The organism is Cronobacter sp. JZ38, from assembly GCF_008932145.1.
In the GTDB taxonomy this organism is placed as follows: Bacteria; Pseudomonadota; Gammaproteobacteria; order Enterobacterales; family Enterobacteriaceae; genus Cronobacter; species Cronobacter muytjensii.
Genome location: NZ_CP017662.1, coordinates 1,456,868 through 1,471,068 on the forward strand (window position 1 = coordinate 1,456,868; position 14,201 = coordinate 1,471,068).

A 14,201-nucleotide genomic window follows, 5' to 3' on the forward strand; every position below is an offset into this window, starting at 1 on the left:
ACAGACAGGGAAATAACAAAATGAAAAAACTGACGCTCTCTTTACTGGCGCTGGGCTTACTCTGCGCGCTGCCGGGCCAGGCCGCTACGCCTGCGCCGGTGCCGGACGCCATCGCGAACCACAACGGGCCGGTGCGCATCGCCGTTATCCGCAACCTCGGCTCGGACGATAACACCACGCAGTTTGTGGCGGGCGCAATCCAGGAAGGCAAAAAGCTCGGCTTTAAGGTCAGCACGTTTTTAAGCAACGGCGACGACGCGAAATTCCAGGATTTCGTTAACCAGGCCATCAGCCAGAAATATGACGGCATTATTCTCTCCCAGGGCCGCGATCCGTATTCCACGGCGCTGGTAAAACGCATCGTTGATGCCGGGATCAAAGTCTCGGTGTTCGATACCGCCGTGAAGGGCGAGATCCCGGGCGTGACGGTAACCCAGCAGGATGACGCGTCGCTCACACAACTCTCCGCAGGCCAGCTGGTAAAAGATTTCAACGGCAAGGCGAACATCATCAAGCTGTGGGTGGCAGGCTTCCCGCCGATGGAGCGTCGTCAGGCGGCGTTCCAGGAGATCCTTAAGCAGAACCCCGGCATTAAAGAGCTGGAGTCTATCGGCGCGGTCTCCTCCGACGTGCAGGGCGACACCGCTAATAAAGTGGGCGCGGTGCTGGCGAAATACCCGAAGGGCAAGATTGACGCTATCTGGGGCACCTGGGACGCCTTCAGCCAGGGCGCGTACAAGGCGCTGAAAGAGAATGGCCGCACCGAGATAAAACTCTACAGCATCGATATCTCCAACCAGGATTTGCAACTGATGCGCGAAGCGGGCAGCCCGTGGAAAGTAAGCGTGGCGGTGGATCCGAAACTGATTGGCGCCACCAACGTGCGGCTTATCGCCAATAAGCTTGCGGGCGAGCCGACGCCTGCCACCTATGACTTTAAAGCGGCCGCCATTCCGCAGGCTGTGCTGGCAAGCCAGACCGGGCCAGTCAACGTGGCGGCGCTTGGCAAACTCATTCCGGGCTGGGGCCAGACGGAAGATTTCATCGCGCCGTGGTTTGCGACGCTTGAAGCGAAGCAAAAATAATGGCGGCTGATTTACCGCGCCCGGATTACAGCCGCAATATGCGGCTGATTGGTCACAGCGATCAGGGCGGTCGTCCGGACGGCGTACAGCTAATGGTGCATCGCGGCTTTGCGTACATTGGCCATATGGTGTCGCAGGGCTTTTCTGTCGTGGATGTACGCGACCCGACGCGTCCGAAAGCGGCGGGTTTTGTGCCCGCGCCGCCCGGCACCTGGAATGTCCATTTGCAGGCGCATGACGATCTGCTGCTGGTCATCAACGCCCGCGACCTGTTCGCCGACGCGCGCTTCGCCGATGAAAAGGTTTACTACACTCGCGCAGTGGGCGAGACGGTGCGCGATGTGGCGGACAAAGGCTGGAGCGCGGGGCTTAGGGTGTTTGATATCGCAACGCCCGATAAGCCGCGCGAAATCGGTTTTCTGCCGCTCGACGGCATTGGCATTCACCGCATCTGGTATGTGGGCGGCCGCTGGGCGTATGTTTCAGCGCTTATCGACGGCTTTAGCGATTACATTTTCCTGACCATCGATCTTGCCGACCCGCGCAAGCCTGAAGTGGCGGGGCGCTGGTGGTTGCCCGGCATGAACGTGGCGGCGGGCGAGCAGCCCACGTGGCCGGAAGGCAAACGCTATGCGTTGCACCATGCGATTATCGCGGGCGATACGGCGTATGGCAGCTGGCGTGACGGCGGGCTGACGATTCTGGATGTGAAAGACCGCCGCGAACCAAAGCTTATCGCGCACCGCAACTGGAGCCCGCCGTTTGGCGGCGGCACGCATACTGCGCTGCCGCTGCCGGAGCGCTCCCTGCTGGTGGTGCTTGATGAAGCGGTGCTGGATAACCAGGAAGATGGCGAGAAGCTTATCTGGCTGTTTGACATTCGCGAGCCGTCTAACCCGGTGAGCATCTCGACATTCCCGCAGCCGGATGAAACGGACTACGTGGCGAAAGGCGCGCATTTCGGCCCGCATAACCTTCATGAGAACCGCCCCGGCAGTTTTGTGAGTTCGACGCTGATATTCGCGACGTACCAGAACGCGGGCGTGCGCGCTTACGACATTTCGAACCCGTATCGTCCGGTTGAGACCGGCGCGCTGGTGCCTGCCGCACCTGCGAAGATGATGGATACACGCCCCGGTCGTCCGCGGGTTATTCAGTCGTGCGATGTGTTTGTGGATGCGCAGGGGATAATTTACAGCACCGATTACAACGGCGGGTTATCGGTCATTGAGTATCTGGGGTAGGGGTGGGATGGCGGGTGCGGCTTCGCTTACCTGCCCTACAGCCTGATGAAACATCCAGGGTGGGTAAAGCGCAGCGCACCCACCGTACCGGCAGAGGAAACGTTTTGCCCGCCATCGGCAAGCCAGGCATCCGCGCCCGGTCTCTCTCTCCCCGCCGGGTGATGGCTTGCGTGAAGGACGACTATGTAAGCGCGGTGAACGGTTACGTTCGCCAGGACGCGCGCTGACGCTGTCGCCTTCCCTCACGCGAACGTGTTAAGGGGGCTCGCCGCCGCCCCCTTAACAATCCCGGCTCGCGGCCAAAGGGCAGCCGCAATAACCCCTCGCATCCGCGTCGGCGCTGAAGGTTGGGGGGACGGTGTTATTTTCGTAGGGTGGGCAAGCGAAGCGCACCCACCGCTGGCAATGCGTTAACCGTACTGCCGCACGCGGGCAATGAGCTCGTCAGCGCTCTCAATACGCGGGGCCAGCAGGATCAGCGCTTTGCCGAGCCCAATCGCGTGGCGCAGGCACGAATGCTTCATATCTTCATCACGAATGGTGTCGATATCCGCCACGTGGGACAGCCCGACGCTTCGGCGAATCAGCTCCGTCCCGGCGAAACCGATGGCGTCGGCCCAGACTTTCTTCAAAAACTCGCTGGCGTAACCGGGCTGTGCCAGCGCCGCGTCGCGGGTTTTCTCGCGCGCCAGCGTCTGGAAACGTTCGGCGAAGGTGTGCCATAGCGTGGCGATATCGGTAAGACGCTGCTCGCGCGCGTCAGCGGCTTCGCGGATGCCGAGATGGCCAGGCGCGCCGCAGTAGTTCAGCAGCAGGTTGCCGATGGCCGTACCGACATCGAAGCCCACCGGGCCGAAATAACCGAACTCCGCGTCAATCGCCTTCAGGCTACCGTCGGCGACAAAAATCGAACCGCTGTGAATATCGCCGTGCAGCAGCGCCTCGGCGTGGGAGAAAAAGCGGTGCTTGAGCGCCGCCACGGCGGTTTTCAGCGCCGCGTCATCGCGCAGCGCAGCGGCGTCAGCCTCAATCGCCGCCGGGTAGTTATTGCGCTCGTGAATCTGATACGGATCGTTGAAGAAGAGATCTTCGGTGATTTCGCACATGGCCGGGTTGATAAAGCGCGCCACCTGAGCCTTTTTCTCATGCGGATGCAGGTAAAAATCGCTGGTATGAAACAGCGTCTGCGCCAGATATTCGCCAAGCTGCTGCGCCGCCTGCGGATAGTGCGCGCCGTTGATAAGCTCGCCGCGCCAGATGCGATGATCGGAGAGATCCTCCATCACCATCACGGCAAGCGCCGGATCGTAGTGGTGAATTTTGACGGTATGTTGCGGGCAGTGCTGATAGTGCGCCACCAGCGTCTGGGCCTCAAGGCGCGCGCGGTCGGGCGTCAGCGGCCAGGATTCGCCCACGCAGCGCACATAGGGCAGCGCCTGTTTGACGATAACCCGGCTGACGCCCTGATTATCAAAGATTTTAAACACCAGATTGAGATTGCCGTCGCCGACCTCCTGCGCGCTCACCAGTTCGTCGGGCGCGCTGAGGCCGCCAAATTGTTGCGCATAAGCCACCGCATCGCTGGCCGTAAAGGTTCGGTATTGCGACATTGCTGATATCCTCATTCAATCTGGTTATAAAGCCGTACAGACGTCTATACATCTGGATTTCATCCTGACACAATAGAACACAATAACGCAACAAGGATTTAACGCATGCAGACACTTCAGACGACCAGCCTGCGGGTGGTGGATAACAAGCTCTGGATCCTCGACCAGCAGGCGCTGCCGCAGCAGAAAAACTGGCTACCCGCCGATACTGTCGACGCGCTGGTCGGTCATATTCACGCCTTAAGGGTGCGCGGCGCGCCGCTGATTGGCCTGTCGGCAAGCCTGCTGCTGGCGCTGCTGGCGGAAAAGGGCATGACGCGCGATGCGCTCGGCCAGGCGCTCGACGTGCTGCGCGCGGCGCGGCCCACGGCGGTAAACCTGATGAATAATCTCGACCGCATGAAACAGGCGCTCGCGCAGGCGGATTTTGCGGCGGCGCTCGGCGCGGAGGCGTTACGGCTGGTGCAGGAAGATCGCGAGCTATGCGAACGTATCGCGCGGGCCGGAAGCGCGCTGGTGACGCCCGGCAGCCGCCTGCTGACCCACTGCAACACCGGCGGGCTGGCGACGGCGGGCGTCGGTACGGCGCTCGGCGTGATTGCGCGCGCGCATGAAGAGGGCAAAGTGGCAAATGTCTGGGTGGATGAAACCCGGCCCCTGTTGCAGGGCGGGCGCTTAACCGCCTGGGAGCTTGGCGAGCTCGGCGTACCGTATCAGCTGATTACCGATTCGATGGCCGCCAGCCTGATGGCCCAGGGGCAGGTGGACGCTGTCTGGGTCGGCGCGGACAGAATTGCGGCGAACGGCGATGTGGCGAACAAAATCGGCACCTATTCGCTCGCCGTGCTGGCGAAATATCATAACGTGCCGTTTTACGTGGCGGCCCCGCAAACCACGCTCGATCCGGCCTGCCCGAACGGTGCGGCCATTCCGATTGAGCAGCGCGCGGCGGCGGAAGTGACCGGCGTGGCGGGCAGTTTCGGCGCGGTGCAGTGGGCGCCGGAAAACGCGCGGGTCTATAACCCGGCGTTTGACGTCACGCCAGCCTCGCTGATTAGCGGCTGGGTGCTGGACGGCGGCGTGGTCACGCCGGATGAGGTGGCGAACGGCCGTTTCGCCGGGTAAAAGCGGCGTCCGCGCAAGGCGGACGCCCGTGCGTTACACCCAGTCGCGTACCGGCAGGAAATGGCTGTAGAGGGCCGCTTCCGGGCTGTTCTCCTCTGGCTGGTAGCCATATTCCCAGCGCACCAGCGGCGGCATCGACATCAGAATCGACTCGGTACGCCCGCCGGTTTGCAGCCCGAACAGCGTGCCGCGATCCCACACCAGGTTGAATTCCACATAGCGCCCGCGGCGGTAGAGCTGGAATTCGCGCTCGCGCTCGCCCCAGGGCAGGGCTTTACGACGCTCAACGATGGGCAAATAGGCATTGAGATAGCCGTCGCCTACCGCCTGCATAAACGCGAAGCAGGTGTCGAAATCGGGCGTGTTGAGATCGTCAAAAAACAGCCCGCCGATGCCGCGCGCCTCCTGGCGATGCTTCAGGTAGAAGTAATCGTCGCACCACTTTTTATAGCGCGGATAGACGTCGTCGCCGAACGGCGCGCAGAGATCTCGTGCGGTGCGGTGCCAGTGGGTGGCGTCCTCTTCGAAGCCGTAAAACGGCGTCAGGTCAAAGCCGCCGCCAAACCACCAGACCGGATCGGCGCCCGGTTTTTCGGCGATAAAAAAGCGCACGTTGGCGTGGCTTGTCGGCACATAGGGGTTGCGTGGATGCACGACCAGCGAGACGCCCATCGCTTCAAAGCTGCGGCCTGCAAGCTCCGGGCGATGCGCCGTGGCGGAGGCAGGCATCGCGTCGCCATGCACGTGAGAGAAGTTAACGCCCGCCTGTTCGAACACCGCGCCGTCGCGCAGGACACGGCTGCGTCCGCCGCCGCCGCCTTCACGCTGCCAGGCGTCCTCAACGAAGCTGTCGCCGTCAACGGCGGCCAGTTGCTGGCAGATGCGGTCCTGTAAATCGAGTAAAAACGCTTTTACGCGCTGAATATCCGGTGCCATCGTTAGCCTCGTTTCGAGTGGGCTTTATGGTTATCAAACCAGTTGAAATAGCTTATCACCCCGTTGGCGATGGCCGTCGCTATCTTCTGGCGAAAGGCCGCGGTGCCGAGCAGTTTCTCTTCCTGCGGGTTGGTGATAAAGGAGGTTTCCACCAGCACGGACGGGATCGACGGCGATTTCAGCACCACGAACGCCGCCTGCTCGGTGTTGCGGCTGTGCAGGCGGTGCACCGGTTTTATCTGGCGCAAAATATGCGAGCCGAGCGTCAGGCTGTTTTTAATAGTGTCGGTCTGCACCAGGTCGAACAGCACCTGTTGCAGATAGTGATCTTTATTCTTCACTTTGCTGCCCGCCACGTCATCGGCGGCGTTTTCGCGCTCGGAGAGGTACTTCGCCATGGCGCTACTGGCGCCGCGATTCGAGAGCGCGAAGACCGACGCACCGGCGGCGCTGGGGCTGGTAAAGCCGTCGGCGTGAATCGACATAAAAAGATCCGCGCCGTGCTGATGCGCGATTTCGACGCGATCGTAGAGCGGAATAAAAGTGTCGTTGCTGCGGGTCAGTTTGGCATCGATACCGTTTTTACGCAGGATGGCGCGTACGTTTTTCGCGATGGCGAGCACCACATGCTTTTCTTTCGAGCCGTTGTGGCCGATAGCACCGGTGTCGATGCCGCCGTGGCCCGGATCGAGCATCACGAGACGACGCGCGCCCGCTTTTTTCGCCTTCGGCTTACTGTGGCTGTTGCGGGTTTTCAGCGCCGGGCTTTCTTCCTTCGCCAGCGCCTGATTAAGACCCGTGAGCGCCAGCGCGGCAAGGCCGGTGCGCAGTAACTGACGGCGCGAGGTGAGTTTTTTTAGGGGTTTGAAAGTGCTCATGCGTCCTGACTTCTGATTTTACTGTCCTGGAGTGTTATAACCTGGCGTAATGGCGTGGAACGACACCCTGTTGCAACAAAAGTTTTACGATTCATTTCAGGGCGTGATGATTCATCAGTATGCCATTTTCAACGAACTTTTGCCGGAGATATTGGCTATTGAAGCCGATAGCGCCATAATCTCGTTTTTTACGCCTTAAAACACGGGGAATACCATGGAGATACGCGTTTTTCGTCAGGCCGACTTTGAAGAAGTCATCACCCTGTGGGAGCGTTGCGATCTGCTGCGTTCGTGGAACGATCCTGAAATGGATATCGAACGTAAACTCAACCATGACCCGGATCTCTTCCTGGTGGCGGAAGTAAGCGGCGAAATCGTCGGCTCCGTCATGGGCGGCTATGACGGCCATCGCGGTTCGGCGTATTACCTGGGCGTTCACCCGGAATTTCGCGGGCGCGGCATTGCGAATGCGCTGCTTAACCGGCTGGAGAAGAAGCTCATCGCACGCGGTTGCCCGAAAATCAATATCCAGATCCGCGAGGAGAATGACGTCGTGCTCGGCATGTACGAGCGGCTTGGCTATGAACATCAGGATGTGATTAGCCTTGGCAAACGGCTCATCGAGGATCAGGAATACTAAACAGCGTGTCACCCGGCCAAAGCCGGGTGAGCCAGGCGTCAGCCTTTGGTGATTTTCTTCACGTCGATTTCGACGGAATTCCAGTCTTTATCCACTTCGCCTTCAAGGCGCACTTTATCTTTCGGCGTGACGGTGACGCCGTTCCAGACGTGATCGTCGATATCGACATTCACGCTGCCGCTGGCGTCGCGGAACTCATACAGCTCTTTGCCGAGTTTGCGAACAATATTGCCTTCCAGCACCACCCACGCGTCGTCGCGCAGATTTTTCGCTTCGTTAACGGTCGTGCTGGCGGCGTCCGGCCCCTGAAAACCGCCTTTGGCGGCATTAGCGCTGGCGCTGTTATCCGGGCCTGAGAAGCCGCCTTCCTGCGCCATGACGGGCATAGCGGACAGCGCGGACGCGGCGATACACAGAGCGATAAGCTGTTTTTTCATTTCCATCTCCTTGGGTTGTGCACGACGAAGACCTTTCTTCGTCTTGTTATACAGTGACATAATTCTGGACCCGATGCGGGCGTAGTCCAGGATTTATACATGTTTTTACCTTCTGATTATGATAACCGGGGCTGGCTGAAGCTCCCGGCGCTGTTCTGGGCGGTGCTGTTACTGCAGGCGCGCACCTGGGCGCTGTTCGTGCTGGCGGGCGCGTCGCGCGGGCAGGGCGAGGCGCTGCTGGCGCTGTTTTACCCCGACCGCCAGAGCTTCTGGATGGGCCTCGCAGCGGGAATGCCTGCGATGCTGACGTTTTTATTAAGCGGACGACGGCACGATTATCCGCGCCTGTGGCGCTACGCCCGTTATGTATTGATGCTGACGCAGGCGCTGATGCTGATCTCGCAGGCGCTCCTGCTGTGGCGCGACGCGCCGGGCGGCATTGCGCTGGCCTTGCTGGCGCTGGACGCCTGGGCGCTGTGGCTGCTGGCTTCGCATCGCCGCCTGCGCGCCTGTTTTGAAACGCCGACGCCCTGAATGGCACTTTTTGCCGTCTTTGCGCTCCAACGAGACATTGTCGACTGATTAAGGAACCGTAATGAAGAAATTGCCTCTGCTGCTGTGTGGAACGTCGCTACTGCTTGGCGGGTGCTCGACGCTCTCCAGCGTGAACTGGTCGGCGGCAGCCCCGTGGCACTGGTTTGACTGGTGGGGCTCGTCGCTGGAAGTGACGGACAAAGGCGTCGGCGATATCACCGCCGCTACGCCGCTTCAGGAAGATGCGATTCACGAGGCGCTGGGCGACGATTACCGCCTGCGCAGCGGAATGCGCGCGAATGGCGGCACCATTGTGCGCTATTTCGAAGCGATGAAAGAGAACCAGCTGGCGCTGGTCATTGACGGCGAAAACGGCCAGGTGAGCCGCATCGACGTGCTGGATAAGGCGATTCCCACCGACAGCGGTGTGGCTATCGGCACCCCGTTTGGCGATCTCTTTAAACAGGCCCAGGGTGCGTGTCAGAAGGCCAGCGCGCCGGATGACCCGGCGGTGGAGTGTAAGGCGCCCGGCAGCGAACACATCAGCTACGTCTTTAGCGGCGACTGGCGCGGCCCGCAGGAGCTGATGCCGCCGGATGACACGCTCAAAGGCTGGACGCTGAAAAAGATAATCTGGCACCGCTGAGCCTTGCGTAAACGCAACGCCTGAGCCGATAAATCGGGTACAATACGCCCGGTTTTGCCACCTGTTGGCAGCGGTTTATCAGGAGGAGTGATGTCTGTGGTTCAAAGCGGCATTCTGCCGGAGCATTGTCGCGCGGCTATCTGGCTGGAAGCGAGCGTTGATGAAAGCCAGCGCGAGGCGCTGCGCGCGGCGAGCAAAATTTTCGCCGATAAAGTAGCGACCTTTCAGGCGCAGTTTCCCGAGGCGAATCTCGGTGTGGTGGTGGCGTTCGGCCACACGCTCTGGCGCGCGCTCAGCCATGATGACAGCGCGGCGGAACTGAAAGATTTTGCGCCGCTCGGCAAAGGGCTCGCGCCCGCCACGCAGCGCGATGTGCTGATCCATATTCTGTCGCTGCGTCACGACGTTAACTTCTCTGTGGCCCAGGCGGCGCTGGAAGCCTTCGGCGACGCGCTGAAAATCGAGGAAGAGACCCACGGTTTTCGCTGGGTGGAAGACCGCGATCTGAGTGGCTTCGTGGACGGCACCGAGAACCCGGCGGGCGAAGAAAAACGTCGCGACGTGGCGGTGATTCAGGACGGTATCGACGCCGGCGGCAGCTACGTTTTCGTGCAGCGCTGGGAGCACAACCTGAAACAGCTTAATCGCCTGAGCGTGCCGGACCAGGAGATGATGATGGGCCGCACGAAAGTCGCCAACGAAGAGATTGACGGCGATGCGCGCCCGGTGACGTCGCATCTCTCGCGCGTTGATCTCAAAGAAGACGGCAAAGGGCTGAAGATTGTACGCCAGAGCCTGCCTTACGGCACCGCGAGCGGCGTGCACGGTCTGTACTTCTGCGCCTACTGCGCGCGCCTCTATAACATCGAACAGCAACTGCTGAGCATGTTTGGCGACGCCGATGGCAAGCGTGACGCGATGCTGCGCTTCACGCGCCCGGTGACGGGCGGCTACTATTTCGCGCCGTCGCTGACCCGCCTGTTAAACCTCTGATCCCCTACGCGCGCGGCCTTGCGGGCCGCGTCGTCACGCCTCTCGTCTTATATCCTTTTGCGCTTGCAAATCACTAAACGGTATATAAAAGCGGTATAGCTTTCTCACCTGTATAAATACACTGATGGCTCGATCGTTATCACATTTATAAGGTGCAAAATGGCCGTGAAATCAGTGAAAAAAGCATGGGGCGCGCTGGCGGTTTCTCTGCTGATGGCGGGGTCCGCGCAGGCGACTGAACTGCTTAACAGCTCTTATGATGTTTCGCGCGAGCTGTTCGCGGCCCTCAACCCGCCGTTCGAACAGCAGTGGGCGAAGGATAACCCCGGCGATACGCTGACGATCAAACAGTCTCACGCGGGCTCCTCAAAGCAGGCGCTCGCGATTTTGCAGGGCTTAAAAGCAGACGTTGTAACTTATAACCAGGTGACCGACGTTCAGATCCTGCATGACAAAGGTAAGCTTATCGCGGCTGACTGGCAGGCGCGTCTGCCGAACAATAGCTCTCCGTTTTACTCCACGATGGCGTTCCTGGTGCGTAAAGGGAACCCGAAAAACATTCACGACTGGAATGATCTGGTGCGCCCGGACGTGAAGCTGATTTTCCCGAACCCGAAAACTTCCGGCAACGCGCGTTATACCTATCTGGCGGCCTGGGGCGCGGCGGATAAAGCTGACGGCGGCGATAAAGCCAAAACCCAGCAGTTTATGACTCAGTTCCTGAAAAACGTTGAAGTGTTCGACACCGGCGGTCGCGGCGCGACCACGACCTTTGTCGAGCGCGGCCTCGGCGATGTGCTGATTAGCTTTGAGTCGGAAGTGAATAACATCCGTAATCAGTACGCCAAAGAAGGGTATGAAGTTGTGGTGCCGAAGGTGAACATCCTGGCGGAGTTTCCGGTGGCGTGGGTGGACAAAAACGTGAAGGCTAACGGCACGGAAAAAGCGGCCAGAGCTTACCTGAACTGGCTCTACAGCCCGCAGGCGCAGCAGATCATCACCAGCTACTATTACCGCGTGAATAACCCGAAAGTTATGGATTCGCTGAAAGATAAGTTTCCGCAGACTGAACTGTTCCGCGTGGAAGACGCCTTCGGCAAATGGCCGGACGTGATGAAAACCCATTTTGCCAGCGGCGGTGAGTTCGACAAGCTGGTGGCGGCGGGGCGTAAGTGATGTTTGCAGTCTCTAAACGCGTACTGCCGGGATTTACCCTGAGCCTCGGCACGAGTTTGCTGTTTGTTTGCCTGATCCTGCTGCTGCCGCTGAGCGCGCTGGTGATGCAGCTTTCCCAGATGAGCTGGGCGCAGTACTGGGAGGTAATTTCCAACCCGCAGGTGGTGGCGGCATACAAAGTGACGCTGCTGTCGGCGGCGGTCGCCTCGCTGTTTAACGGCGCGTTCGGCCTGCTGATGGCCTGGATTTTAACCCGCTACCGCTTTCCGGGCCGTACGCTGCTGGACGCGCTGATGGATTTACCCTTCGCGCTGCCGACCGCTGTTGCGGGCCTCACGCTCGCCTCGCTGTTCTCAGTGAACGGGTTTTACGGCGAGTGGCTGGCGAAGTTTGATATCAAGGTGACTTACACCTGGCTTGGCATCGCGGTGGCGATGGCGTTTACCAGCATTCCTTTTGTGGTCCGTACCGTACAGCCGGTGCTTGAAGAGCTTGGCCCGGAATATGAGGAAGCGGCGGAAACGTTAGGGGCCACGCGTCTGCAAAGTTTTCGCAAAGTGGTGCTGCCGGAGCTGTCGCCAGCGCTGATGGCGGGCGTGGCGCTGTCGTTTACCCGCAGCCTCGGCGAGTTCGGCGCGGTGATTTTTATCGCGGGCAATATTGCCTGGAAAACCGAAGTGGCCTCGCTGATGATTTTTGTTCGTTTGCAGGAGTTCGATTACCCGGCCGCGAGCGCGATAGCCTCCGTTATTCTGGCCGCGTCGCTGCTGCTGCTGTTTGCCATTAACACGCTGCAAAGCCGTTTTGGACGCCGGGTGGTGGGACACTGATGACGATGATGACGCAGGCGCGCCCTGGCGCGCGCATAAACTGGGGCAAATGGGCGCTTATCGCCATCGGGATGCTGTTGTCGGCGTTTATTCTCGTGGTGCCGATGGTTTACATCTTCGCCAAAGCCTTTTCCGATGGTCTGATGCCGGTGCTGGAAAATATCGCCAACCCCGACATGCTGCACGCTATCTGGCTGACGGTGCTGATTGCGCTGATCACCGTTCCGGTAAACCTGGTGTTCGGCACGCTGCTTGCCTGGCTGGTAACGCGCTTTGATTTTCCTGGCCGTCAGCTGCTGCTGACGCTGCTGGATATTCCTTTCGCCGTGTCGCCAGTGGTGGCGGGGCTGGTGTATCTGCTGTTTTACGGCTCCAACGGTCCCCTTGGCGGCTGGCTGGACGCGAACGATCTGCAGATTATGTTCGCCTGGCCGGGCATGGTGCTGGTGACGGTATTTGTAACCTGTCCGTTCGTGGTGCGTGAACTGGTGCCGGTAATGCTTAGCCAGGGCAGCCATGAGGACGAGGCGGCGATTCTGCTTGGCGCATCCGGCTGGCAGATGTTCCGTCGCGTGACGCTACCGAATATTCGTTGGGCGCTGCTGTATGGCGTGGTGCTGACCAACGCCCGCGCTATCGGCGAGTTTGGCGCGGTGTCGGTGGTTTCCGGCTCGATTCGCGGCGAGACGCTTTCGCTGCCGTTGCAGATTGAGCTGCTGGAGCAGGACTACAACACCGTCGGCGCGTTTACCGCCGCCGCGCTGCTGACGCTGATGGCGATTCTGACCCTGTTTTTAAAGAGTGCGTTGCAATGGCGCCTGAATAATCAGGAGAAACGCGTGCAACAGGAGGGAAATCATGAGCATTGAGATTGCCAATATTAAGAAATCTTTTGGTCGCACCCAGGTGCTGAATGATATCTCTCTGGATATCCCTTCCGGCCAGATGGTGGCGCTGCTGGGCCCATCCGGCTCCGGAAAAACCACGCTGCTGCGCATTATCGCCGGGCTCGAACACCAGACCAGCGGCCACATCCGCTTTCACGGCACCGATGTAAGCCGCCTGCACGCCCGCGAGCGAAAAGTGGGCTTTGTGTTCCAGCATTACGCGCTGTTCCGCCATATGACGGTGTTCGACAATATCGCGTTTGGCCTGACCGTGCTGCCTAAGCGCGAACGTCCGAACGCGGCGGCGATTAAACAAAAAGTGACGAAGCTGCTGGAGATGGTGCAACTGGCGCATCTCGCCGACCGCTACCCGGCGCAGCTTTCCGGCGGGCAGAAACAGCGCGTGGCGCTGGCCCGCGCGCTGGCGGTGGAGCCGCAAATTCTGCTGCTGGATGAGCCGTTCGGCGCGCTTGACGCCCAGGTGCGTAAAGAGCTTCGTCGCTGGCTGCGTCAGCTGCATGAAGAGCTGAAATTCACCAGCGTTTTTGTCACGCACGACCAGGAAGAGGCGATGGAAGTGGCCGACCGCGTGGTGGTGATGAGCCAGGGCGATATCGAACAGGCTGACGCGCCGGAACAGGTATGGCGCGAACCGGCGACCCGCTTCGTGCTGGAGTTTTTAGGCGAAGTAAACCGCCTCAAGGGCACCGTACGCGGCGGGCAGTTCCACGTCGGCGCGCATCGCTGGCCACTCGGCTTTACGCCTGCGTACCAGGGGCCGGTTGATCTGTTCCTGCGCCCGTGGGAAGTGGACGTGAGCCGTCGCACCAGCCTTGATTCGCCGCTGCCGGTACACGTGCTGGAAGTGAGCCCGAAAGGCCACTATATGCAGCTCGTGGTGCAGCCGCAGGGCTGGTATGACGAGCCGCTGACGGTGGTGCTACGCGAAGATTACGTGCCGCACCGCGGCGAGCGGCTGTTCGTTGGCCTTCAGCATGCGCGCATTTACCACGGCAACGAGCGCATCGAGACGCGCGGAGATATTGCTCTGGCGAAGTCCGCCTGATAGCTTATTGCGTAGTTTATCGCCCGGTGGCGCGATGCCTGCCGGGCCTGTCATCATCACTGCGTCTTTCAGGCCGGGTAAGCGAAGCGTACCCGGCTTTTTTATTGAGTAAAT

15 protein-coding genes are annotated in these 14,201 nt (G+C 60.0%); 11 read left to right on the forward strand and 4 right to left on the reverse strand.

Features of this window, described 5'->3' with window-relative positions; genetic code table 11:
• The first annotated feature begins 20 nt into the window (after window positions 1–20).
• Both BJP61_RS06850 and BJP61_RS06855 read left to right on the forward strand, forming a co-directional pair.
• A complete protein-coding gene (locus BJP61_RS06850) occupies window positions 21–1,085 on the forward strand; it encodes a sugar ABC transporter substrate-binding protein (protein ID WP_161579797.1) in 1,065 nt (354 codons plus the stop codon).
• Window positions 1,085–2,329: an LVIVD repeat-containing protein gene (locus BJP61_RS06855; protein WP_075193009.1), complete on the forward strand. Its 1,245-nt coding sequence runs from the start codon at window positions 1,085–1,087 to the stop codon at window positions 2,327–2,329. Before BJP61_RS06850 ends, BJP61_RS06855 begins: the two co-directional genes overlap by 1 nt.
• Window positions 2,330–2,739: 410 nt before the next feature.
• Here BJP61_RS06855 and mtnK read toward each other — a convergent pair whose 3' ends face one another.
• A complete protein-coding gene (mtnK, locus tag BJP61_RS06860; protein WP_171998041.1) occupies window positions 2,740–3,939 on the reverse strand; it encodes an S-methyl-5-thioribose kinase in 1,200 nt (399 codons plus the stop codon).
• Between the two features lie 105 nt (window positions 3,940–4,044).
• Between mtnK and mtnA the strand changes: the two genes are divergently transcribed.
• Window positions 4,045–5,064 carry an S-methyl-5-thioribose-1-phosphate isomerase gene (mtnA, locus tag BJP61_RS06865; RefSeq protein ID WP_171998042.1) on the forward strand — a complete coding sequence of 340 codons (1,020 nt, stop codon included), beginning with the start codon at window positions 4,045–4,047 and terminating at the stop codon, window positions 5,062–5,064.
• Between the two features lie 33 nt (window positions 5,065–5,097).
• Here mtnA and hemF read toward each other — a convergent pair whose 3' ends face one another.
• Window positions 5,098–6,000: an oxygen-dependent coproporphyrinogen oxidase gene (gene hemF, locus BJP61_RS06870; protein ID WP_038861358.1), complete on the reverse strand. Its 903-nt coding sequence runs from the start codon at window positions 5,998–6,000 to the stop codon at window positions 5,098–5,100.
• A 2-nt stretch (window positions 6,001–6,002) separates the two neighbouring features.
• The gene (amiA, locus tag BJP61_RS06875; protein WP_038861359.1) at window positions 6,003–6,878 is read right to left on the reverse strand and encodes an N-acetylmuramoyl-L-alanine amidase AmiA; all 876 of its coding nucleotides are present in this window, start codon (window positions 6,876–6,878) and stop codon (window positions 6,003–6,005) included.
• A 214-nt stretch (window positions 6,879–7,092) separates the two neighbouring features.
• Between amiA and BJP61_RS06880 the strand changes: the two genes are divergently transcribed.
• Window positions 7,093–7,518: a GNAT family acetyltransferase gene (locus tag BJP61_RS06880; protein ID WP_032984393.1), complete on the forward strand. Its 426-nt coding sequence runs from the start codon at window positions 7,093–7,095 to the stop codon at window positions 7,516–7,518.
• A gap of 38 nt (window positions 7,519–7,556) precedes the next feature.
• Here the strand turns inward: BJP61_RS06880 and BJP61_RS06885 are convergent, their stop codons facing one another.
• Window positions 7,557–7,955, reverse strand: a complete 399-nt coding sequence (locus tag BJP61_RS06885; RefSeq protein WP_171998043.1) for a YgiW/YdeI family stress tolerance OB fold protein — start codon at window positions 7,953–7,955, stop codon at window positions 7,557–7,559.
• Between the two features lie 99 nt (window positions 7,956–8,054).
• Here BJP61_RS06885 and BJP61_RS06890 point away from each other — a divergent pair, with 99 nt between their 5' ends.
• The 7 genes from BJP61_RS06890 (at window position 8,055) to cysA (ending at window position 14,087) form a co-directional block, all read left to right on the forward strand.
• The gene (locus BJP61_RS06890) at window positions 8,055–8,489 is read left to right on the forward strand and encodes a DUF2919 domain-containing protein (RefSeq protein ID WP_038861361.1); all 435 of its coding nucleotides are present in this window, start codon (window positions 8,055–8,057) and stop codon (window positions 8,487–8,489) included.
• Window positions 8,490–8,550: 61 nt separating this feature from the next.
• Window positions 8,551–9,135 carry an RpoE-regulated lipoprotein gene (locus BJP61_RS06895; RefSeq protein WP_161579801.1) on the forward strand — a complete coding sequence of 195 codons (585 nt, stop codon included), beginning with the start codon at window positions 8,551–8,553 and terminating at the stop codon, window positions 9,133–9,135.
• A gap of 90 nt (window positions 9,136–9,225) precedes the next feature.
• Window positions 9,226–10,128 carry a Dyp-type peroxidase gene (locus tag BJP61_RS06900; protein ID WP_038861363.1) on the forward strand — a complete coding sequence of 301 codons (903 nt, stop codon included), beginning with the start codon at window positions 9,226–9,228 and terminating at the stop codon, window positions 10,126–10,128.
• 159 nt (window positions 10,129–10,287) lie between these two features.
• Complete coding sequence (locus BJP61_RS06905; protein ID WP_171998044.1) at window positions 10,288–11,304, forward strand: sulfate ABC transporter substrate-binding protein; 1,017 nt, start codon at window positions 10,288–10,290, stop codon at window positions 11,302–11,304.
• Window positions 11,304–12,134 carry a sulfate/thiosulfate ABC transporter permease CysT gene (gene cysT, locus BJP61_RS06910; protein ID WP_038861365.1) on the forward strand — a complete coding sequence of 277 codons (831 nt, stop codon included), beginning with the start codon at window positions 11,304–11,306 and terminating at the stop codon, window positions 12,132–12,134. Before BJP61_RS06905 ends, cysT begins: the two co-directional genes overlap by 1 nt.
• The gene (cysW, locus tag BJP61_RS06915) at window positions 12,134–13,003 is read left to right on the forward strand and encodes a sulfate/thiosulfate ABC transporter permease CysW (RefSeq protein ID WP_038861366.1); all 870 of its coding nucleotides are present in this window, start codon (window positions 12,134–12,136) and stop codon (window positions 13,001–13,003) included. The genes cysT and cysW overlap by 1 nt, the downstream gene beginning before the upstream one ends.
• Window positions 12,993–14,087, forward strand: a complete 1,095-nt coding sequence (gene cysA, locus BJP61_RS06920) for a sulfate/thiosulfate ABC transporter ATP-binding protein CysA (RefSeq protein WP_038861367.1) — start codon at window positions 12,993–12,995, stop codon at window positions 14,085–14,087. Before cysW ends, cysA begins: the two co-directional genes overlap by 11 nt.
• Window positions 14,088–14,201 lie beyond the last annotated feature (114 nt).